This is a genomic window from Streptomyces sp. NPDC058637 (assembly GCF_042717325.1).
Taxonomy (GTDB): domain Bacteria; phylum Actinomycetota; class Actinomycetes; order Streptomycetales; family Streptomycetaceae; genus Streptomyces.
On sequence record NZ_JBHXRD010000036.1, the window covers coordinates 25,806 to 48,184 of the forward strand.

Genomic DNA, 22,379 nt, shown 5'->3' on the forward strand with positions numbered 1-22,379 from the left:
CAGCGGGTGGTCGTGGGCAGGTGGTGGCGGGGGTGCTCAGTCGACGGTCAGGACAAGCTTGCCCCGCACGTGCCCGGCGTCGCTGACCTGCTGGGCCGTGGCCGCCTGGTCGAGCGGGTAGGCGGTGACGGTGGTGACGAGCTTGCCGGCAGCGGCGTCCTGGGCCAGGGCGGCCAAGCGGGCGGTCGAGCGTTCCTGGGACCCCTGGGAGAAGGTGATGCCCAGCTGCCGTGCACCGAAGTCGGCGATGGTGACGATGCGCTCGGTGCCGCCCCGCAACGTGATGGAGTCCTCCAGGGCGCCCTTCCCGGCCAGGTCGAACACAGCGTCCACGCCGTCGGGGGCCAGCGCCCGCACCCGCTCGACCAGGTCCTCGCCGTACACGGTCGCGGTGGCGCCGAGCAAGGTGAGGTAGTCCTGGTTGGAGGGGCCCGCGGTGGCAATCACGCGTGCTCCGCGGGCCGTGGCGAGCTGGACCGCGAGGGTTCCCACCGCTCCGGACGCGCCGTGCATCAGCACGGTCTCCCCGGCGGCGACCCCCAGCAGGTTCAGGACCCGCTCGGCCGTCTCGCCGGCCACTGGCAGCGCGACCGCGTGCTGCCAGTCGAGGCCGGCGGGCTTGGGGGCCACGGTGGTGGCCAGCGCGTACTGGGCGTACGAGCCGGTGTCCGACCAGCCCAGCACCTCATCGCCGACCTGCACGTCGCTCACGCCCTCGCCCACGGCGTCCACCACACCGACCAGCTCACCACCGGGGACGGCGGGGAAGACCGTCGGGCGGACGGCCTCCAGCATCCCGGCGCGAATCTTGCCGTCCAGCGCATTCAGCCCGGCGGCCTTCACACGGACCCGGACCTGGCCGGGACCGGGCTGCGGGACCTCGATGTCCGCCTCGTGCAGCACGTCCGGGCCGCCGAACTGGTCGAAAACGATTGCCTTCACGATGACTCCATTCACTTCGACCGCCAAAACGTGGCTGGCCACATAATTAAGGTAACAGCAATCATGTGGCTAGCCAAGTATTCGTGACGCGGCAGCGAGGGTAGCCACCTCGGCTCGCTTCGGGGGGCGCCGACCACTCGCGTGGCCGACCACGTAAACGTACGCGGCCACCGCCAGGTGCGGCCGTACCGCAGATCGTGTTCACGGTGCCGGCGGGCAGGAGTGGGCCGGCCACGCGTGGTCTCCCCGCGCCAACGCCTACACGGACCGGGGCACCCAGTGGCGATGCGGTGGCGAGGTACCGTGTTAGAGGCCCCGTTGTCTCCTGTGGCTACTGGCCACAGGGCGCTGTGACGGCCGCCGGTCTGTGTCCCCGGGGCCGCCCGTATGGGAACGCGGAGCCGAGGATGACGGCTGCTACAGCCCGGCTCCGGGATCATCTGTGCCTGCGGTCCGGGGAGATGCCGCCAGGGCCTCGGCGTCCACCTTGCGGCCGGCGCCGCGCAGTTCGTCGACGGCCACACTGCACCCGCTGGGACAACCGGCGCGACACCGTGGTCAAGCAGCCGTCCGCCACCGCCGGGGAGGGCTCATGCTGAGCACCGTCATCGCCGTCCTCGGCACGCTGCTCGGTGCCGTCGCCGCCGGGGTGCTCCAGCACCGCACCACCCGCACCACCCGCAGCGAGGCCAGGACGACCACCGGCGCGACCGGGAGCTGGAGCTGTCACCGCCTTCGCCTCCGCCGCTGTCGGCCACCGCCGAGCCATGGCCGTACGGGAGGGCCTGTATTCGGCCCGGTACGGCTCCGTCCTGCCAGCGGTAGAGGTCGCGCAGCAGGGAAATCTCGGCGCCGTGATGGATCAGCTCCCTGTTGACGTGCAGGACCCTGTTCTCCATGGGAAACCGCTCAGGACCCACCGTGGGCGGATTGTCCAGGTCAGCTTCCGAGAGCTCGTGGACCCCCGCGTTCCATCTCCCAACATCTCATCGAGCTGTTTAGCGCCTCGCCAGCGGTCCCCGCGTAGGCGAATGCCTGGGACTCGAGGTCCTGGCCGCCGAAGTGGCCATCCGACCCGACAGCCCAGGTCGCCCGCCGCAAATCTGATTACCTGGACGCCATGGTCCTGGCCAACGTGTTGCGGACCGACGCCTCGGCCCATCGGCAGTTGCCGCGTGATTCCGAACTGGCCCAAGCCATTGGAGTCCTGGCCCGCGCCCAGCAGGACGCCGTCCGGGACCGCACCCAGGCCAGCAACAAACTCCGCTCCCACCTGCACGAGTACTTCCCCGCAGCCTTGGAAGCCTTCAGCACTCGCGAGGGGCTGTGCGCCCCCGCGGCCCTGGTCATTCTGACTGCCGCCCCCACTCCGGGGCAGGCCGCCAAGCTCACCCGCACCCAGTTACGGGCGCTGCTGAAGAAGGCCGGCCGTCAGCGCAGCATCGACGCGGAGGCCGAGCGGCTGCGCGAGTTCTTCCGACGCCCTCATATGCGTCAACTGCCGTTGGTGGAGGAGGCGATGAGCCGCCAGACCGTCACGCTGGTGCGGAAACTGGAGATTGCCTGCACCAGCGCGGACGACCTCGCTGCAGCGGCGGTTGAGTCATTTGACAAGCACCCGGACGCACAGATCATCACCAGTTTTCCAGGGCTCGGGTCACTCACCGGCGCCCGGGTGCTCGCCGAGATCGGCGACGAACGATCCCGTTTCGCCGACGCCAAGGGCCTCAAAGCCTTCGCCGGGGCCGCACCGGTCACCCGGGCGTCCGGCAAGAGCGTGGCGGTCATGGCCCGCCGGGTCAAGAACCAGCACCTGGCCGACGTCGGCTACGTCTGGGCTTTCGCCGCACTGACCGCCTCACCCGGCGCCAGAGCTCACTACGACCGCCGGAAAGAGGCCGGCGACCGAGGCATCGAGACTTCGCAACGGCTCGGCCGCCACCGTTGGACCATCGAACGCACCATGTCCTGGCTCGCCGGATGCCGACGCCTGCACCGCCGCTACGAACGCAAAGCCGACCACTTCCTGGCCTTCACCAGCATCGCCTGCACCCTCATCTGCTACCGCAGACTCACCAAATAGGGACGGATACGGCCGGGCTGGATTCGACCTCCTGCGACGCCAGGTCCTCCTCGCGGACTGAGCACCGTCACTCGCCGTTACCGAACCACAAGAAGTGGATCAGAACCGTGGGAATACCCCAGCGGCGGCCACTTGGTGGGGAGCGACCTGGCCACCGGTGGTCACTGTGCGTTGCCGGATGGTTCGTCGTTCTTGATCGGTCCCGGCGGCAGCCAGGGCCTGGCTCCGGTGGCACCTGGATGGGGTTGTTGCACATGCCGTAGCGGCATGTGGTGGGGTCGGGGCATCACGCACGAAAGGCTCTGGCTGCGATGTGCCCCTCCCTCACGCCTCCCCGGCAGGTCAAGATCGGTGATGCCGCTGCGTTCGCCGGGATCACTCCACGCGCCATCCGCCACTACCACGAGATCGGTCTGCTGCCGGAACCCGAGCGCGGTGGGGACGGCCGGCGCCGCTACGGCTATGCCGACATGACCCGCCTGCTGTGGATCCGCAAGATGGCTGATGCCGGTATCAGCCTGGACGACATGCGGGCCGCCTTCGGCGAAGCCCGGGGCGAAGCTGGAGACGAAGCCCTGGACCACGCCCCGGATATCGAGTCGGTCCTGAGCAGGCTGGAGGAAACCTTGGCGGCGCAGGAGGCCGCCATCAAACGTCGGCGCGCGGCTGTCCAGCGCCTGCAGGCGGTGGGCAGTCCGCTGGGGCTGCTCTCCGAACTGGTCACGGACCGGCTCAGCCACCTGCCCCCGGGAGCGTTGCGCCCCTCCGATCTGGACACCCTGCTGGTCACGGAACGGATCTTCGGGCCGCTGGGCGCCGCCATCCAGGCCAGTACGTTTATCGTGCTGGCCACCCACCCCGACCTGCGGGCCGAGGAGGACCGTCTTGAGGCGGCCGAGGCCGCTCTCGACGACGGCGTCGAACCCGACGACCCGCGCGTCGAAGAGCTCGCCGTACAGCGATGCGCTCACCAAATGGCCCTGAATCAGGCCATCGAGGCAGCTGGTCTCGACGCGGTCGAGGAGAAGATCTTCGAGATCTACGACGCCGACCTGAAAGGGGAGGAGGGCACAGAGATGAGTGCCGCCGCAGCGATCACCAAGATGCCCTACGACTTCTCTCCTGCCCGGATGCGCTGCGTGGAACTCGCCGGACGACTCTTCGGCGAGGCCCTTACCGACGCCCACTCCGCGGACAGTTGATCGCCCGTGCCTGGCACTGACGTGGCCCGACAACCGGTCACGTCCATCCGCATGTGACCGGTCGGGTCAGACGTCGAGCCCGGGACGTAACCAAGAGTGACATCACAACGGGCCGTACGTGGGGATTCCGAGCTGGCCGCTGACACACGTCTGCGGTTGCAAAGCCAGCACCTCCCAATCGCCATATCGACGCCGACCACCGCCCTGTGGTCGCGAACGCACCTCGGGCACCACCCGCTGGAACAGTTCCCCCAACGCATCCGGCACCAGCCGCACCACGATCGCCACCACTACCGACAGACCGGCGATCCAATTGAGATGACGTCTAAGACCGTGTCCTACATGGTCAGTTGGCATTTGTACTGGTCATGGGGAGTGGACGGTGGGGATGGATCGTTCCGGACGGATTATGGGAGATAGCTAGGCCGTTGCTGCCGCCGGCGCGGGTGCGACCGCAAGGTGGCGAGGTCGCGAACATCGATGATGAGGCGGTCTTCGCGGCGATCATCGACGTCCTGGTCAGCGGATGCGCCTGGCGGGCCATACCGCCGTGCTTCGGGGCGTCGAAGTCGACCGTGCACCGCCGCTTCGCCATCCGGTCGAGAATAGGTGGGCCCCGTCTGGCGGGCTCCACCTCGCCGCCATCTTCATCTGTTCGGCGCGGTGATGCGATGGCAACGGCCTTGTGCCGCCGCCTCCACGTGCCGATGTCATGGCTGTCGGGCGTGATCCCGGGGGCATGTGGAGGCAGGTGGCCGTCGGCGGCGGCAAGGGCCGCCGAGTTTTCGAAGTGATCTTCGCGCTGTTCCGGATCGGCGCGCCTGCTTAGCGCTCCGGATGTGATCGTGGATCGGGCCGGCCCCTTTTCATACGCAGGATCAAGGTGACTGCATCCTCCGGACGGGTTCCGGGAGTCAGGACTTCCTGCAGAAGGAGGCCGCGTATCGCGGCAACGGTGACGGCGGCCACGTTCCTCGCTTCCTTCGTGTCGAGCCCTTCGCGTTCCGCGAGAGAGGACAGCATCGTGGTGAGGTCGCCGATCGACTCCACGAACTCACGGAATTCTTCGGGTTCGTACGCGGCCAGTCCGACGACGTGGAAGAAGCCCCGGACACGCGACAGTTGTTCCTTCCGGGTATACGTACGCCAGATCGCCGCGACGAAATCATCGAAGGTGCTTTGCTGGGCTGCCTGCAGAAGCGTCTCGTTGTCACGGGACCGCTGCGCCGTGAGCATGGCGGCCAGGGTGCCCGGGAGCGACCCGAAGTGGTAGCGCAGCAGGGCGTGGCTGGTCTCGGTCCGGGCGGCGATCCCACGGAGCGACATCTCCGGCGGGGGAAGGGCCCCGCCGAAGGCATCGAGAAGCCGGGCCAGGAGCCGCTCGCGCGGCGCGCTGCCCTTGGGTTCTGAAGTTGACAGAATCACTCCTATAGTTTTTCCATTGGAAAAGAATGATAGGCGGTCCGGTGCTGCTCCGCACATGGTCGCGGTCAGCTCGCAACGGCGGAGGATCGATCATGGGGCCTGCTCAGGCAGTCGCGTGGCATCCGTCGATGGATCGGGGCGCGTCACAGCAACCTCGACGTCACCGTCGGGAGCGGCCGCGTGCCCCAGCCCTGTGCTTCCAGCGCGGCACGTCGGCGGGCCCCGTTCTGCGGAACGGCAACCTCCCCGAACACCCGAAACCGCTCTCGCCCCCGCCAACGCCGTCCTCGTCATCCGGGCCGGCCCCATCGTGAAGGATCTCAGATGAGCACCATGTGGCAGGGCTGCCTCGCCCACACCGACTACTTCGAGATGCGCTCCAGCGGTGGGCACGACTACGGCATCTGGGTCACCACGCCACCGAACTACGACCCTGTCGCGGCGCAAGCGCCTGTCGTGTACGTCCTCGACGGCAACTGGACCGTGGGCATGACCGCCCCACTCATCGTCACGCAACTCGACCCGATGCAGTCGATCCAGCCCTACGTCCAGGTCAGCGTGGGCTACGCGGGCGAGGAAGCGGAGCAGTGGGAAAGCCTGCGCAACCGCGACCTCGTTCCCCCCGGCGAACCCATCGCGAAGGAGTACATCGATGCGGTGGAGATGGGGATCGAAACAGGCACGATGACACGCGAACAAGCCGACGCCTACCTGGCTGAACTGAGCGACAGCCGCGGGGACATGTTCCTGGACTTCCTCACCGACGACCTGCACCCGCGGATCGAACGCGACTATGGCACCGCCCCGAGCGGGCACGGCCTCTTCGGCTACTCCTACGGCGGACTCTTCAGCCTCTACGCCTGGCTCACCAAGAGCACCTTCTTCGAGAGCATCGGCGCGGGCAGTCCCGGCATCGTCAACGCGGACAGTCAGGTCTTCGCCCTTCTTCAAGCAAGGGGCGACACCTTGCCTGATACCAAGCTTCACGTGACCTTCAACGACCGGGAGATCCTCGGAGACATTGCGGTCTACCAGAACCTCGCGAAGAACGCGGCCACGTTCCTCCACCACCTCACCGCACGCGGCGGATCCGTCACCAGCGCACTCATGCACGAAACCCACGTGACCGGGCTGCAGGCATCGTTCCTCAGCTACCTCAGAACCTGCCGCGCCCAATAGCTTCCTGCTCACCGCCGTCGTCATGAGCCAGGAGGCGCGCTGCCTCCTCCGACAGGCTTCGAGCGAGACCCCCGAGCCCTTGTACGGGCCCGGGGTCAGTCGGAGCCGGGAGCCAGTAGCCATCACGCTCGGAGCTCGGTCCGTAGCGCTCGGTGAGAGCACAGGTGCAGGTCACGCCGCCGTGGCGATGTGTTCATCGGGTCCACCGACGGCGGACGCACCTTCGTCCTCCTCGACCGCCACCTCCGCGGAGCCGACCGGCTGCTGACCGAGATCGGCTTCCTCGCCCGTGAACACCTCGGCCGCAGGCTCTACCTCCGCCATCGCCACCGTGACGGCGATCCTCTACGCCGAGAACCGCACCCTGAGGAAGCGGCTTGGCCGCAGAGGCATAGCGGTCCTGTCCTCCCCGGAACAAGGACCAGCGTATGGACGACTCCGGTCGGTGCCTCAGTGGCGGAAGGCGGTGCGGACGTATCCGGTGCGATCCTCGGTGTCGACTTTGACCAGGCCGATGGCGTCGGCGAGCGTGGTCCCTTCCGCCGCCCGCGACCCCGGGGCTGCATGTGCGGCCTGGGCCGGTGCGGGAGCGAGGAGGGAACGAGAGCGAGGGAGAGCGCGCCGGAACCGCGCAGGAGGTTCTTCATCATCACGACGGCGTTCTCCGGTCGCTCCGCATCCCGCGTACCGAACAGCCCTTGGTCACCCGCACGGATTAGGGCATTCACCGCAGGAACGTTTCGAAGCCTCGCTCGTCCGGAGTCGACTCCACGTGAGCTGCGGCTGCGCCGGCCGGGGGTCGGGTCCGCCACTCGGTGGGGGCGTCGCCCATGTGGCATCTGCCCGCAACGTAACTGTTTCCGGCAATGCCTCTGTCGGTTGGCTGGTTCTGGTCCAATGCTGATCGCGCGTGCACCCGGACCACCCCTGAGACCGGGATCCCGCAACGGCCCCGCCCTGCTTCGGCAGAGGCGGGGCCCTGCCGACCCTCCCGGCTTCCCCACGGGAGGGTCGACGCCCGCCACTGCGGCGGCCGCACCGGCGTCTCCCCTGCCCTCCGGCATCAACTCTCCCTCGGCGCTTGGATTTTGACGCGACAGCTGCTGCGGCCCGATGTGCCGAGCGACCCGGGCGGCGGCCGTCCAGCCCGCGTACTCGGGGTGCTAGTAAGAACGCTGTCACCAGCCGCTCCTCGGCCGGGGCGTCGGCCTGCTCGACTGCTCCCGCCGGCTGGGCCTGGCCGTGAACACCGTCAAACGCTACGCCCGGATGCTCGAATCCCAGGCCCTGCGCATCGCCCCCACCTATCGGCCCACCCTCGTCGGCCCCTACCGCGACCACCTCCGCGAACGCCGCCGGACCGACCCCGCCGTGCCCGTCACCCACCTGCTGCGCGAGATCCGAGAGCTGGGCTACACCGGCAGCGCCAACCTGCTGGTCCGCTACCTCAACCAGGGCGCCCCATCACCACCCCGCGCCACGCCAGCCGCCTCCCGCTCACCGCCCCCGAAAATCTGCGCCCGAAGGAAACGAGCCTGTTGGGAGAGATCACCGCGGCCTGCCCGGAGATGACCGCACTCGCCGTTCTCGTACGCGGCTTCGCCGCCCTGCTGAAGCCAGCCGAGGGCAACAACGACAAACTCACCGAGTGGATCGCCACCGCCCGCGCCGTCGACCTGTCTCACCTGCGCAGTCTCACCAACGGCCTCGAGATCGACCGGGCCGCCGTCGACGCCGGCATCACCTTGCCCCACCACACGCCGCACCGAAGGCGTCAACGCCCGCACCAAGAGGATCATGAGACAGATGCACGGACGCGCCGGATTCGACCTCCTCAGCCACCGCATCCTCCTACCGTGACGGCTACCTGGTGTCACCACCGACTACGGGACAGGGCCGTTCTTCGTACAGTCCCTGGGCTGGCGGCCTGCCTACTACCTCCGATTAGCCCCTCCCTCTGGTGGGACCGCTGTGGTCCCACACTGATGTACGACGTCCGCACGGGCGGCCTCGTCTCCTCTTGCAGAGTGTGTCGTGCACGACGCCCCCGGGCGTTCTCGACAAAGCGTTGCGTCGCAATGGCGAGAGGCGCGCCGCCGGGCAAGCCAACGGCCGGTTGGTGAGGCAGGCGCTTCAGTTGGATGCCGATACCTCGGGAAACACGCTCGGCCCACAGCGGCAGGGCTGTGGGCCGAGGAGGCTGAGGGCACGGCAGCGGAGTAAGGCCGTGCCCTCTGTACGTGTGGTCGGGTCAGTCGGTCATGTTGCCCATCTTCCAGACGGTCATGGACTTGATGACGCTGCCGTCACCGAACAGTCGCAGGCCGAGGGAGTCCTGCCGGAAGGGGTAGGCCCGGGTGGTGATGGACTTGTGGGAGTTTGCGTATGCCTCGATCATCGAGCGGTCGAGAAACACGTCGAGGGTGAGGTTGCCGCCTGAGAGCGTGAGCGGCCCTTTGTGGATGCCGAAGTTGGGCTCGGCGCTGGAGTTGTTCCCGGATCGTGTGCGGTCGACGCCCAGCTGTCCTGCGGGGGCGTCGTAGAACAGGCGGGTTCGTTCTTCGTCTCCGGGGCTTCGGAGCACATCGAGGCCGAAGGTGTCGGCGGTGCCTCGTTCCATGGTCAGCTTGATGTGGAGCATGTTGCCCTTGACGGAGGCCAGGCGTGCGTTGGCGTCGTTGACGGAGGTCGGTGCGGTGATGTTGAGGAGCGGTTCGCCGGTGTGGAGGCGGGCGACCTCCTCCACGGGTCGGAAGCCGAGGTCTCCGTCGGGGCGCATGTTCAGTTCGATGGGGAGGCCGGCGTTGTGGGCCCAGCCGGCGTCGTGGTGGGCGCGTTCGGTGCGCCGGTCCTGGGCGATGCTGAAGACGAGGGAGCGTCCCTTGTCGTCGACGGTTCCGCTGGGGCCGGTGAAGTGGTCGCCGTAGTCCATCAGTTTGGGCTCGGCCGTGTCGGGTGTCCACCGTCGAGCGCCAGCGTCCCAAGTGCCGACCCAGTAGTAGACGAACTTGCTGCTGTACTCGCCGGGGCCGGCGGGGAAGGCCGGGTTGATCAGCAGAGCCCGGCGCTGGCGGCCCTGTGCGTCCTTGCCGATGGGCAGGAAGGTGGGGAGCTCCCAGACCTGGCCGGTCTTGGGATGGGTTGCCACGTCGCCGACCATCAGAGGGCCCGAGTAGGTCCAGTCGGTGAGGTTCTTGGAGGTGTAGAGGAGAGCGGTGCCGCCGATGTCGGTGCCCAGGGTGTTCTGGACGCCCGAGCCCATCAGCTGGAACCAGGTGTCGCCCTCCTTCCAGACGAACGGGTCACGGAAGTCGCCGTAGCGGACCTTGCGTCCCGCGCCGACGTTGAGGTCGGCGGTCTGGCTGGTGACCAGGGTGGGGTGCATCTTCCACTCGACCAGGTCGGGGTCGCTGGGGTCGACGGGCCGGGCGAGTCCGGTCGCCTGGTTGGGGCGCTGGGCGTCGTTCCCGGCCGTGAACAGCAGGACGGGCACCCCGTTCTCGTCCAGGGTCGAGTCGCCGGACCAGACGCCGTCGGGGGCCACGCTGTCGGCAGTGGGGACGAGGGCGTCGGGCAGGTCCTTCCAGTGGACCAGGTCCTCGCTGACCGCGTGCCCCCAGCCGATGTTGTGCCAGTAGGGGCCGTGGGAGTTGTGCTGGTAGAAGAGGTGGTATTTGCCGTTGACCTGGATGGGGGCGTGGGGTTCGTTCATCCAGTGGTTGGGGGCGGTGAAGTGGTAGCCGGGGCGGTAGCGGTCGCCTTCGTAGCGTGCGCGGTCCATGGCCATGCGGGCTTTGGGGATGCTGCCGCCGCTGAACGTCTGCAGATCCTTGTCGTGGCTCGCTGTGACGGCTGCGGGGGTAAGCGGGTTGGTGTGGACCTTCACTTCGTCGATCAGGCCGTTGAACATGTTCACGGCGAAGGTGCCGTTGATGATCGCGGGCTGGTTGTGGCGTCCGATGATCAGGGGGATGTCGGCCTCGGCCAGGCGTGCGTTGGTGGGAATGGTGGTCTGTGCGACCTGCGTACCGTTCAGGTACAGCCTGATGGCACCATCACCCGGTGCGAACACGGCGGCGAGGTGGGCCCACTTCCCGGCTTCCAGGGCTGCGGATTTGGGCACCTTCGTCTCGTACCAGGTGTCTCCGGTGCCGACGCCGAACTCCCACACTCCGTGGCGCCCGACGCCGAGGGAGAAGCCGCGCTTGGCGCCCCTGTCCTGCTGGTTGACGATGGCGGAGGGCTTGCCCTCGTCGCCCCATTCGAAGGCGCGCGGGGCGACCCATCCTTCGACGGTCATGCCGTCGGTGGGGATTTGCGTCTGGGCTGCGGCGCGTGTGACCCAGGTGGAGTAGCCGTCGAACAGGAGGGCGCCGGAGAGGACGCCTTCCTCTTCGCGTTCGGTGCGCCACAGAGGGGCGCTGTCCGGCTTGTCCACCGCGTCGTTGAAGACGTAGCTGATGGGGTCGGCGGCCTGGCTGATCTTCTCGATGGTCGTGGTGCCCTGGCCCTCGGAGAAGTCCCAGTGGGCGGCCAGACCTTCCTGGGCGGGGTTGGGTGCTTTGTCGATGCCGACCCGGACGTCGTCGAGGTTGATGTGGCCCCAGCCGCCGGTGGCCCGGTCGACCGCGGTGATGCGCAGTTGTTGGCCGAGGTGGGCGCGGGCGTCCCAGGTGACGCGGCGGTATGCCTCGTCGTCGGTGCCTGTGGCTTTGTGGAGGACAGTGCCGTCCAGGGTGGTCAGGGCGACGTAGAGCTGGGCTTCGTTACGGCCGCCGGAGATCAGGGCGCTGACCATGCCGGTGCCGTTCACGGTGAACGGCTCGGAGGTAATGGTGCCGATGGCTGCGTCGCCTCCGCCGGCGAATCCCCAGAGGTGGTGGGTGCCTGCCTGGTTGAAGCAGCATCCCCACCCCCATCCCGGGTCGTCGGTGACCGCGCCGTTGAAGGCGGTGCCGGTTGTGGTCCAGCCGCTGAGGTTGCCGGTCTCGAAGCCGGGGTTGGACAGGGTGGTCTCACTCGCGCTGGCGGTCTTGGCCATCATGGGTGATGTCAGGCCGAGGCATATGGTGAGCGCGAGCAGCAGGCGCAGCAGAGTACGCCTGGTTGCTGGTATATGTTGCGCTGGGGAGCGCGTTCGCATGCGGACCTCCGGTGTGGGGGTTGTGGTGTGCGGGTGGACGGAACGCTGCCCCTGGTGGTCGTGCGGTTCGCCGGGGCAGCGTCGTATGGGGGCTTCTCAGGGGCGCTTGACGGGCACGTTGACGTCGTCGACGTTGATGTGGCCCCAGCCGCCCGAGGCGCGGTCGACGATCTCGATGTAGATCCGGTCGCCGATGTGGGCGGCGAGGTCGAAGACGACCCGGCGGTACTGTTCGGCGCCGCGGCCGGTGGCCTTGGCCAGAACCTTGCCGTCGCCGGCGCGGACGACGGCCGCGTAGAGCTGGTCGGGGTTGTCTCCGCCGGAGACGAGCAGGTCGATCACGCCGTCTCCGCCGAGGACCACGGTGGCCGAGCGCAGGACGCCGGTGGCGTCGTCTCCGCCCGCGTCGGGGTTGAAGCCCCACAGGTGGTGACCGGTCGGGTCATCGTCGGTCTCGGCCTGGTAGAAGGGGCCGCCCCAGCCCCAGTCGGGGCGTGTGGTCACGTTGGCGTCGCTGAAGGTCGTGCCCGAGACGACGGTCCATCCGGTGAGGTCGCCGGTGGCGAAGTCGTGGTTGGGCAGGACGTCGACGTCCGTGGGACGCGGCGGGTCGTAAGCAGCGGGGGCGACGGATCTGTCGTAGGCGCCGTTCATGCGCCAGACGTCCAGGGACACCACGTGCGCAGATCCGCCGTCACTGGTCAGGCGCATGCCGGTGGCGTCCCGGCGGGTGGGGTAGAGGCGGCTGGTGAGACTGTTGCTGCCGTTGACGTATGCCTCGATCATCGAGCGGTCGAGCAGGACCCTCAGCCTGAGCTGCCCGCCGTCCAGTTTCACGCTTCCGCCGTGAATACCCTTGCGTACATCCGGGTCGAGGCTGGAGCGGCTGCGGTCGATCTGGAAGCGTTGGGTGGCGGTGTCGTAGGACAGCAGGGTTTCTTCGGTGCTGTCGGCGCAGGCGCGGACCGCCAGAGTGATCGTCCGCGCGCCGCGCGGGTCGATAACGGCGCTGATGTCCAGTAGGTCGCCGGAGACACCGGTCAGGCGCCGGTTGGCGTCCTTGAGCGAGGCGTGCCGGATGTGGGCGAGCTTCTTGCCGCGGAGGGTGGCTGCCTCGTCGATCGGTTCGACGCCCAGGGTGTTGTCCCTGCGCAGGGAGAGGCTCACCGGCATGCCGGCGTTGTGTGCCCATCCGGACTGGGCGTGCTGCTGTTCGGTGCGGCGGTCCTGGGTGATGCTGAAGATCACGGATCTGCGGTCGGGGGTGACGAAGCCGGACGGGCCGGTGAAGTGCTCGCCGAAGTCGAACTCGCGGGGCTTTTCGTGGTCGGGAACGAAGCGGTGCCGCCGCTTGTCGAAGGTGCCGATCCAGTAGTAGGTGTGCTTGACGGCGTTCGGGTTGAAGCCTTCCCACCACGGACAGATCAGCAGGATGTGCTTGCCGGTGCGCCGGCCCCGGGGGTCGGGGAGCGGGAGGAGTACGGGCAGTTCCCATACCTCTCCGGGTTCCGGCAGTGCGGCGAGGTCGTTGTGGTGCAGTGGGCCCTGGTACGTCCACGGCCCTTCGGGCCTGCGGGCGGTGTAGATGAGCGCGGTTCCGCCGTGCTTGTGGGTGACCTGAGTGCCGTCGTAGTCGACGATGCCGCTGCCGACCAACTGGTACCAGGTGCCGTCCTCTTCCCAGACGAAGGGGTCACGGAAGTTCTCCGCCCACGCGGTTCCGGGGCCGGCCGGAAGGGCTGCCGGGGCTTCGGTGACCGGCTCGGGCTTCATCGTCCAGGTGAGCAGGTCGGTATCGCGGTCGGCCTGGTAGGTGGACACGGCGAGTCCGGTGCGCTGGCGGTAGGGAAGCCGGTCGTCGCCGCCGGTGAAAAAGAGCACCGGTCCCCGGTCGCCGTCGACGTAGGCGGAGCCCGACCAGCAGCCGTCCGGGCCGGCCGAGGCCGCTGCCGGGGCGAGGGCGATCGGGAGGTCGCGCCAGTGCACCATGTCGGTGCTGACCGCGTGGCCCCAGTGGATCTGGCCCCAGAAGGGACCGAGCGGATCATGCTGGTAGAAGATGTGGTACTTGCCCTTGAAATAGACGGGCGCGTGCGGCTCGTTCATCCAGTGCCAGGGCGGCAGCATGTGGAACTGGGGGCGGTGCCGGTCGCCGTCGAAGCGGGCCCGGTCGGGGGCCAGATCCGGGCGGGGCACGCGGCGGCCCGGCAGCGCGGCAATTCTCGCGGCGTGCTCCCGGTGTGCTGTCGCGTCGTCCAGGGTGCCCGGGCGAATGGCGAGGCTGTCCATCAGGCCCATGTACATGTTGGCGTGGAACTCGCCGTTGAGCAGGGTGGGGCGGTTGTGCTTCCCGATGAGGAGGGGCACCCCGGAAGCCTGCACGGGGGCCTGGCCGGGCGTGGTTTCCGTTCCGATCAGCCGTCCATCGCGGTAGAGGCGCAGTTGATGGGCCGAGGGGTCGTAGGTGGCCGCGACATGGGTCCATCTGTTCCTGGCGGCGGGCTGGTCCGGGGCCCCCTTGACCTCGACCAGATGGGTTCCGAATCCGAACTGGAAGACGATCTGGCCGAAGCGGCGCAGGCCGAGCAGAAACCCGGTCCTGGCATCCGGGTCGTGCTGGTTGACCAGGGCCTGGGGCTTGCCGTCGATGCCGTGCTCGTAGGCGTAGGGGGCGATCCACACGTCGATGGTCATGCCTCTGGCGAAGTCGAGCTCGCCGGGTCCTTCCGCGGTGACGGCGGTGGAGTAGCCGTCGAAGTACAGTGCCCGGCCCTGTACGCCGCGGCGGCGGACAGGATCGCTGTCGGGCTTGTAGCGGGCGTCGTTGAAGACGTAGCCGACGGGGTTCGCGCAGCCGGATACGGCCTCGCGGGCGACGGAACCGGTGCGCTCGTCGAAGTCCCAGCGCGCGACGGGGCTTCGCAGGGCGGTCCGTCCGGTGGCAGCGGCGTGGGCGGGAGCGATCGAGAGCGGTAGGACGGTGCCGCCAACAGCGGCGGACACGACGCTGAGGGCTGTTCTTCTCCTCATGCAAGCTCCTGAAGTGCGCGACAGTCTGACGACCTGCCAAACCGTTTTAGGTGATGGGTCGGCATGGTTCGCGTGGCGTCGCCGCTAAAGCAAGAGCTAACGCACACAGATTTCGACCTCGTGACCCCCATAGGTGGCGAAAACGACACAAAAGCTCATCGTTATGCAGGCGAGATGTCCGGGGTGTTGACAGTGCATGACGGGTGGAGCAATCTCGTCACATCTTGCTAATCCGATTTAGCCGAACGGGGCTGATCCTCTGATGTCCGAGCGTCGCGTGACCATGGCCGACGTCGCCCGCAAGGCGGGCGTCTCGCCGACGACCGCGTCGTTCGCCCTGTCCGGCCGGACCGACATGCGTATCTCCGAAGCCTCGCGCGAGCGCGTTCTGGATGCCGCCCGGGAGCTGGGATACCGCCCGAACGTCACGGCGCGCAGCCTGCGCACGAAGTCCACGCAGACGATCGGATTCGTCTCCGACCGGATCACCACGACGCCGTTCGCTGGCGATGTAATCCGCGGCGCCATGGAAGCCGCCCGGGAGAAGGACCACCTGGTGTTCATCACCGAGGCGGGCGGCGATCGCGCCGCCGAGTCGTCGCTCGTCCATGCCCTGCTGGACCGTCAGGTCGACGCGGTGGTCTACGCGTCCATGTTCACCCGGTACGTGACCCCGCCCAAGGAACTGTTCGGACGCCGGGTGGTCCTGCTGAACTGCCTTGCCCCAGGCTTCGACGCGCCCTCCGTCGTCCCCGACGAGTTCGAGGCCGGACGGGACGCGGCCCGTGCTCTGCTCGCGGCCGGTCACACAGAGGGGATCTGGGCAGTCGGCGGCCACCAGGCCGTTCCCGCCACCCCCGAGGGAATCGTCGCCGGCAACGAGCGCATGCGGGGCCTGGAAGAGGTCCTCCGGGAGGGCGGAGCACGCCTGGAGGGCGTCGTCGAGTGCGACTGGGACACGCTCGACGGCCACCGTGAGGTGTCCGCCCTGCTGGCGGCGGGCCGCCGGCCCCGCGCCCTGGTGTGTCTGGCCGATCGGGTGTCCTTCGGCGCCTACCAGGCGCTCGGTGAGGCAGGTCTGTCCGTGCCCGGCGATGTATCGGTCATCTCGTTCGACGACCAGGACATCGCCTCCGTGCTGCGGCCGGCGCTCACCACGCTGCGACTGCCGCACTACCGGCTCGGGCACCTCGCGATGGAACTGATCCTCCGCCCCGGCCCGCTCGAAGCCGTCGTGCACCGCGTGCCCATGCCCCTGCAGAGCCGTGCATCGCTCGCCGCACCCGCCAGCGGCTGACACCGGCACCCAAGACAGTCGTCCCGCCACCCGCACCGATGATCGGGCAGGTGACGGGACGACCACCAAGAACAGCGACCGTCGCAACCGGTCGCCGAGAGCGGGTCCTGCAAGACCCGCCTCAGTGAGATGGAGGAACCTCATGCTGTTCAGAACACGACGCCTCGCTACTGCGAGTGTAGCCCTCACGGCGGCGACCGCGCTGGTCGCCGGATGCACCTCAGGAGGCGGGAGCACGTCTGGTGCCAGCGGCGACACGCTGACCCTGTGGACGCACAACGCCGGCAACTCGGTGGAACTCGACGTCGTCAAGAAGATCATCAAGGACTTCAACGGGTCCCAGGACAAGTACAAGGTCAAGCTGCAGGCGTTCCCGCAGAGCGACTACAACAACTCGGTCGTGGCGGCCGCCTCCGCCCGGAAGCTGCCCTGCCTCCTCGACGTCGACGGCCCCAACGTGGCGAACTGGGCATGGGGCGGTTACCTGGACCCGATCGACGTCACCGGCAGCGAAGTGCCCGTGCTCAGCCAGCTGGCCAGCACCGTCGGGCGGTACGACGACAAGCTCTACGCGTTCGGGTTCTACGACGTCTCGCTGGCCTTCTTCGCCCGCAAGTCCGTACTGGAGGAGCACGGAATCCGTGTTGCCACCATGGACAAGCCCTGGACGAAGGCCGAGTTCGACACCGCACTGGCCAAGCTGAAGAAGAGCGGCAAGTTCGAGTACCCGCTGGAGATGGGCACCGGCGGCTCCGGCGAGTGGTGGCCCTACGGCTACTCCCCGCAGCTGCAGAGCTTCGGCGGGGACCTGGTCGACCGCAGCGACTACAAGAGCGCCTCGGGCACCCTCGACAGCAAGGCCGCCGTTGACTGGGCCACCTGGTTCCAGTCCCTGGTCGCCAAGGACTACATGGCGAAGAAGTCCGGAGCCGACCCCAACAAGGACTTCCTCGCCGGCAAGAGCGCCATCCAGTGGGACGGCAGCTGGAACGCGGCCAAGAACGCCGAGAAGCTCGGCGACGACGTGGCGATCATCCCGCCGGTCGACTTCGGTGAAGGGCCCAAGATCGGCGGCGCCTCCTGGCAGTGGGCGATGAGCTCCACCTGCTCCAACAAGGCCGGGGCTCAGGAGTGGCTGAAGTTCTCCCGCCAAACGAAGTACTTCACCGACTACGCCAAGGCCACCAGCACCATCCCGGCCACCGAGGCCGCCGCCGAGCAGATCGCCGATTACCAGCGGGGCGGCAAGTTCGACGTGCTCGTCGAGTTCGCGCGCGAGTACGCGACGGTGCGTCCCGCCACCCCGGCCTACCCCTACATCTCCACCGAGTTCGAGAAGGCGGCCAAGGACATCCTGGCCGGCGCCGACCCGCAGAAGGCTCTGGGCCAGGCCGCGAAGGACATCGACAGCAACCTGAAGACGAACAACTACTACTCCAACTGACCTGCCCGGCCCGGCTCGGGCGCGACCACGCCGCCCGAGCCGGACCGACCCTCTGGAGATACCGTGCCCACCAAGACCGCAGCCCCCGAGCGGCTGCGTCCGGTCCGGCGAACCCGAACGACCAACGCCCGTCGCCGTGAAAGCCTCACCGCCTTCGGCATGGCCACCCCGGCCGTCGTGCTACTGATCGTCTTCCTCGTTGTACCGGTCGCCCTGGCCTTCGCCCTGGCGTTCACCGACGCCAGGCTCGTCTCGCCCACCCCAGCCCGCTTCGTGGGGCTGAGGAACTTCACCCTGCTCTTCCAGGACCCGACCTTCTACAAGTCCCTGCGCAACACGGCCTACTTCGCCGCCGTCGTCGTCCCGCTCCAGGCCGGGCTCGCCCTGGTACTGGCCCTGCTCGTCAATGCCAAGGTCCGGGGCATCAACTTCTTCCGCACCGTCTACTTCCTGCCGGTCGTCACCTCGATGGTCGTGGTTTCCCTCCTGTGGACCTTCCTCTACCGGAAGGACGGACTGGTCAACCACGTCATCTCCACGCTCACCTTCGGCCAGGTCGAGGGACCGGACTGGCTGGGCGACCCGGCCACCGCCATGCCCGCCATCATCCTGATGTCGGTGTGGCAGGGCGTCGGCTTCCACATGATCATCTGGCTTGCCGGGCTGCAGACCATCCCCGCCGAGCTGTACGAGGCCGCCGACCTCGACGGAGCGACCCGCTGGCACCGCTTCCGCCACGTCACCTGGCCGGGACTGCGTGCCACCCGCACGTTCGTGCTCGTCACCATCACGATCGCGGCCTTCAGCCTCTTCACTCAGATCAGGGTGATGACGCAGGGCGGCCCCCTCGACTCCACCACCACCGTCGTCTACCAGGCGGTGCACACCGGCTACGACCAGCAGCAGACCGCCTACGCGGCGGCCATCTCGCTGATCTTCTTCGTGCTCGTACTGAGCGTGTCCCTCGTGCAGCGCTTCCTGACCCGGGAGAAGGACTGACATGACTGCCTTCCTCAAGCACCTCGGCGGTCAATCCGGCCGCATCGCCCTCGCCCTGGTCTTCGCGCTCCCGCTCGTCTTCATGCTCGTCTCGTCGTTCAAGCCGGACGACCAGATCTTCGGCGACCTGGACTCCCCACGTGCCTTCCTGCCCGTCGGAGCCCTGTCGCTCGACAACTACACCGCCGTCTTCGAACGGGTCCCCGCGGCACGGTTCCTGCTGAACTCCGTTCTGATCTCCGCCAGCACGGTGGTGCTCGGCATCGTGATCAACAGCATGGCCGCCTTCGCCCTGTCCCGCATGCAGTGGCCCGGTCGCAAACTCGTCCTGACCGCGGTCATCGCCACCCTCATCGTGCCCTTCGAGACGTTCGCACTGCCACTGGTGTGGTGGGTCAACCAGCTTCCGCTGCTGAGCGTCAACGGCTTCCACCTGCAGTGGAGCACCGGCTGGATGGACACCTACCAGGTGCAGATCCTGCCGTTCGTCGCCAACGCCTTCTCGGTCTTCTTCTTCCACCAGTACTTCCAGAGCATCCCCAAGGAGCTGGACGAGGCAGCCATCGTGGACGGCGCCGGCTGGTTCACCATCTACCGCCGCATCGTCATGCCCCTGTCCGGGCCGGCCGTTGCCACCATCGCGATCCTGACCTTCCTCCCGGCCTGGAACTCCTACCTGTGGCCACTGATGGTCGTGCAGAGCGAGGAACTGCGCCCGGTGATGGTGGGCATCTCCTACTTCTTCCAGCTGAACGTGGGATGGGGCCAGATCATGGCCTACTCCTCCATGATCACCGTGCCGATCCTGGCGCTCTTCGTGGCGTTCCAGCGCTCCTTCGTCAACAGCATCGCCTCCAGCGGCGTCAAGGGCTGACCCGCACAGCGGCGCCACACCGCTCACTCTGCTCGTCCCCTGACACCGTGTGCCTCCGCGCACCCCGAGAAAGGCCCTGTGTGTCCGCGTTGCCTGCCGACCCCCACCTCCCGGCCATACACCTGCGACCGCCCCGCAACTGGATCAACGACCCCAACGGTCTGGTCTTCCACAACGGGCACTACCACGTGTTCTTCCAGTACAACCCGCACGGCCCGCAGCACTCCAACGTGCACTGGGGCCACTTCCGCAGCCCCGACCTCATCAACTGGGAACCCCTACCCGTCGCCCTCACCCCCACCCCGGGCGGAAACGACGCCGACGGCTGCTACTCCGGCAACGCCGTCTCCGTCGACGACCGCATGGTCGCCTTCTACTCCGCCCACCGCAACGACCGCTGGTGGCAGCCCATCGCCACCGCCCAATCACACGACAACGGCCGCACCTGGGCCAAACGCCCCGACCTGCTCATTGCCGAACCACCCGCCGGCACCACCATGTACCGAGACCCCTACGTCTGGCAGCAGGGAGAACGCTGGCGGATGCTGGTCGGCTCCGCCCTCGACGACGGCCGCGCCGCAGCACTGCTGTACGAGTCCGACGATCTGGAAACCTGGGCATACCACGGCCCCTTCCACACAAGCGACGCCGCGCCCGGCACCGACCCGATCGGCTGGGAATGCCCCCAGTACGCAACGTTCGGCGACCGGAGCATCCTGATCGTCAGCGACTGGACCCCGCACAACGGCCCCAGCCACACCACCGTCCACACCGGCCGCGAACAAGACGGCCGCTTCACACCGGTCGCCTCCCCCGTGCCCCTGGACCACGGCCCCGACATCTACGCCCCTGCCCTGCTGAAGGTGCCCGGGACGAACCGCTGGCTTCTGTGGGGCTGGGCCTGGGAGGCACGCGACGAGGACTGGGCGCACGAAACGGGCTGGGCAGGCGTCCTCACCCTCCCCCGCGAGGTGAGCCTCACCCCCGACGGCACCGTCGTCCAGCGCCCTGCCCGCGAACTCCTTGCCCTGCGCGGCGCCCGTGCACTGCACCGCACCGGGCACGTCACACAAACCGCGCCCGCCGCACTCGGACAGGTCAGCCGCACCTTCGACCTCACCGCCTCCCTGGTCCCCGACCCCTCGGGCACGAGCGGGCTGCGCCTGGTCACCTCTGCGGACGGCTCCGAGTACCTCGATATCGGTCTCGATCCCGCGTCCGGGAAGCTCATCGTCGACCGCACCCACGCCTCCCTGGACCAGCGGGCACGAAAAGGCTCGTACACCGCCCCCTGCCCCGCCCTGAGCCGCCCGGGTACCCCCGTCGAACTGCGCGTCATCGTGGACCGCTCGATCGCTGAGGTCCACCTCGGCGACGGACAGGTCCTCACCCTGAGGTTCTATCCCCTCGCCGACGGGCCGTGGCGACTGCAGGTCCGTACAACAGGCACCGGGCGCAGCGACTTCGCCGTCGAAGCATGGGACCTGGCCACCGGCGGTGTCCATCAAGAATCCGTTCTGGCGGGCCAGCCACGGGACCCCGCGCTCACACGTCCCTGACAAGGCGGACGTGTCGGTCTTGTCCGCGGCCCGTCCAACCGAACGACAAGTGCCGTCTTCCCCGTGAAGGCAGCGCATGCCGTCAGTTACCTCCCTCGCAGCACGGTCTTGTCCACCCGGGCCCCGGCTGCGCCCACGGCGCGAGGCGGCAACCCCGCGCCCTCCCTGAGAGGCAGACAGTCACCATGGCCCGATCCGGGTCCCCCGGCAGCATCACCGTTCTCGGCGAGTGCGTCGCCGACATATTCGAAGACCCCGCCCAGTCAGGTCCCGAGGGGCTGTCGCTGCGGGCCATGCCAGGTGGCGGCCCCGCCAACACCGCCGTCGCACTCGCCCGGCTCGGCACCCCCACCCGCTTCCTCGGACGCTTCTCCAACGACACCTTCGGAACCCTCTTCCGCGCCCGCCTCAACTCCAGCGGTGTCGACCTCACCGCCAGCGTGAACGCCCGTGAGCCCAGCACTCTCGCCGTCGCCGACCTCGACGCGACCGGCCAGGCCACCTACACCTTCTACGCCGACGGTGCCGCCGACTGGCAGTGGACCGACCACGAACTTGCCGAAGCCACGAAGGACGACGCTGTCTGCCTGCACACCGGCTCCCTCGCCCTGGTGCGTCAGCCCGGCGGCAGCCGCATCGAGGACCACCTCGCCCAGGCCCGTGAGCAGGCCACCGTGTCCATCGACCCCAACGTCCGCCCCCTGCTCGTACCGCCTTCCGTGTACCACGAACGTCTGCCCCGCTGGTGCGCCGCAGCCGACATCCTCCGCCTGAGCGAGGAGGACTGCGGCATCCTCGCCCCCGGAGCCAGCTTCCAAGAGGCTTGCGACACCTGGCACGCCGCCGGCGTACAGCTCGTCGTCATCACGCTCGGCGGACGCGGAGCACTCGTATCACTGGACGGCACACGCGTCACCGTCCCAGCACCACCTGTCGTGATCGTTGACACTGTCGGCGCCGGCGACTCCTTCACTGCAGGTCTCCTCCACCGCCTTGCCGCCCTCGGACATCTCGGCGGCCGACTTGACGAGCTGACCCTTGAAGATGTCACCGACGCCTGCACCTTCGCCGCCCACGTCGCAGCCTTGACATGCTCGGTCTCCGGCGCAAATCCACCCTGGGCAGACGAATCAACGCTGCGAATCGGTGCCGCACCACATCTGCCCCAGCTCGGGAGCTGAAGATCTTCATCATCAGCGACC

The 22,379-nt window shown here is 68.1% G+C and carries 13 protein-coding genes and 5 pseudogenes; 12 read left to right on the top strand and 6 right to left on the bottom strand.

Annotated features, from left to right (window positions below; all coding sequences use genetic code 11):
* Window positions 1-36 precede the first annotated feature (36 nt).
* Window positions 37-942, bottom strand: coding sequence for an NADP-dependent oxidoreductase (locus ACFWVP_RS28980; RefSeq protein ID WP_384500924.1), 906 nt, complete (start codon window positions 940-942; stop codon window positions 37-39).
* Window positions 943-1,730: 788 nt separating this feature from the next.
* A pseudogene (locus ACFWVP_RS28985) lies at window positions 1,731-2,029 on the bottom strand (DinB family protein); the annotation flags it as partial.
* Between ACFWVP_RS28985 and ACFWVP_RS28990 the strand changes: the two are divergent.
* The 4 genes and pseudogenes from ACFWVP_RS28990 to ACFWVP_RS29005 form a co-directional block, all read left to right on the top strand.
* Window positions 2,030-2,848 (top strand): annotated as a pseudogene (locus ACFWVP_RS28990) (transposase); the annotation flags it as partial.
* Window positions 2,849-3,025: pseudogene (locus tag ACFWVP_RS28995) on the top strand (transposase); the annotation flags it as partial.
* Window positions 3,026-3,336: 311 nt separating this feature from the next.
* On the top strand, window positions 3,337-4,227 hold the full coding sequence (locus tag ACFWVP_RS29000) for a MerR family transcriptional regulator (RefSeq protein WP_384500925.1): 891 nt from the start codon (window positions 3,337-3,339) through the stop codon (window positions 4,225-4,227).
* A 368-nt stretch (window positions 4,228-4,595) separates the two neighbouring features.
* Window positions 4,596-4,838, top strand: a pseudogene (locus ACFWVP_RS29005) (transposase); the annotation flags it as partial.
* 214 nt (window positions 4,839-5,052) lie between these two features.
* On the opposite strand, the gene ACFWVP_RS29010 reads toward ACFWVP_RS29005, so the two are convergent.
* Entirely contained in the window at window positions 5,053-5,658 is a 606-nt protein-coding gene (locus ACFWVP_RS29010) for a TetR/AcrR family transcriptional regulator (protein ID WP_384500966.1), read from the bottom strand.
* A 318-nt stretch (window positions 5,659-5,976) separates the two neighbouring features.
* On the opposite strand from ACFWVP_RS29010, the gene ACFWVP_RS29015 reads away from it, so the two are divergent.
* Window positions 5,977-6,831 (top strand): alpha/beta hydrolase, encoded by an 855-nt coding sequence (locus ACFWVP_RS29015; protein ID WP_384500926.1) that lies wholly within the window; start codon window positions 5,977-5,979, stop codon window positions 6,829-6,831.
* Between the two features lie 171 nt (window positions 6,832-7,002).
* Here the strand turns inward: ACFWVP_RS29015 and ACFWVP_RS29020 are convergent, their stop codons facing one another.
* A complete protein-coding gene (locus ACFWVP_RS29020) occupies window positions 7,003-7,155 on the bottom strand; it encodes a hypothetical protein (RefSeq protein ID WP_384500927.1) in 153 nt (50 codons plus the stop codon).
* An 846-nt stretch (window positions 7,156-8,001) separates the two neighbouring features.
* Between ACFWVP_RS29020 and ACFWVP_RS29025 the strand changes: the two are divergent.
* Window positions 8,002-8,691, top strand: a pseudogene (locus ACFWVP_RS29025) (transposase); the annotation flags it as partial.
* A gap of 391 nt (window positions 8,692-9,082) precedes the next feature.
* Here ACFWVP_RS29025 and ACFWVP_RS29030 read toward each other — a convergent pair.
* Window positions 9,083-11,875: a GH32 C-terminal domain-containing protein gene (locus ACFWVP_RS29030; protein WP_384500928.1), complete on the bottom strand. Its 2,793-nt coding sequence runs from the start codon at window positions 11,873-11,875 to the stop codon at window positions 9,083-9,085.
* 195 nt (window positions 11,876-12,070) lie between these two features.
* On the bottom strand, window positions 12,071-15,004 hold the full coding sequence (locus ACFWVP_RS29035; protein WP_384500929.1) for a GH32 C-terminal domain-containing protein: 2,934 nt from the start codon (window positions 15,002-15,004) through the stop codon (window positions 12,071-12,073).
* A 262-nt stretch (window positions 15,005-15,266) separates the two neighbouring features.
* On the opposite strand from ACFWVP_RS29035, the gene ACFWVP_RS29040 reads away from it, so the two are divergent.
* The 6 genes from ACFWVP_RS29040 to ACFWVP_RS29065 all read left to right on the top strand — a co-directional run bounded on the left by ACFWVP_RS29040 (window position 15,267) and on the right by ACFWVP_RS29065 (window position 22,358).
* Entirely contained in the window at window positions 15,267-16,301 is a 1,035-nt protein-coding gene (locus ACFWVP_RS29040; protein ID WP_384500930.1) for a LacI family DNA-binding transcriptional regulator, read from the top strand.
* A gap of 142 nt (window positions 16,302-16,443) precedes the next feature.
* Entirely contained in the window at window positions 16,444-17,745 is a 1,302-nt protein-coding gene (locus ACFWVP_RS29045; RefSeq protein ID WP_384500931.1) for an ABC transporter substrate-binding protein, read from the top strand.
* Window positions 17,746-17,808: 63 nt separating this feature from the next.
* Window positions 17,809-18,744, top strand: coding sequence for a carbohydrate ABC transporter permease (locus ACFWVP_RS29050; protein WP_384500932.1), 936 nt, complete (start codon window positions 17,809-17,811; stop codon window positions 18,742-18,744).
* Between the two features lies 1 nt (window position 18,745).
* Window positions 18,746-19,618, top strand: coding sequence for a carbohydrate ABC transporter permease (locus ACFWVP_RS29055; protein ID WP_384500933.1), 873 nt, complete (start codon window positions 18,746-18,748; stop codon window positions 19,616-19,618).
* A gap of 80 nt (window positions 19,619-19,698) precedes the next feature.
* Window positions 19,699-21,177 (top strand): glycoside hydrolase family 32 protein, encoded by a 1,479-nt coding sequence (locus ACFWVP_RS29060; RefSeq protein WP_384500934.1) that lies wholly within the window; start codon window positions 19,699-19,701, stop codon window positions 21,175-21,177.
* A 185-nt stretch (window positions 21,178-21,362) separates the two neighbouring features.
* Window positions 21,363-22,358 (top strand): carbohydrate kinase, encoded by a 996-nt coding sequence (locus ACFWVP_RS29065; RefSeq protein ID WP_384500935.1) that lies wholly within the window; start codon window positions 21,363-21,365, stop codon window positions 22,356-22,358.
* Window positions 22,359-22,379 lie beyond the last annotated feature (21 nt).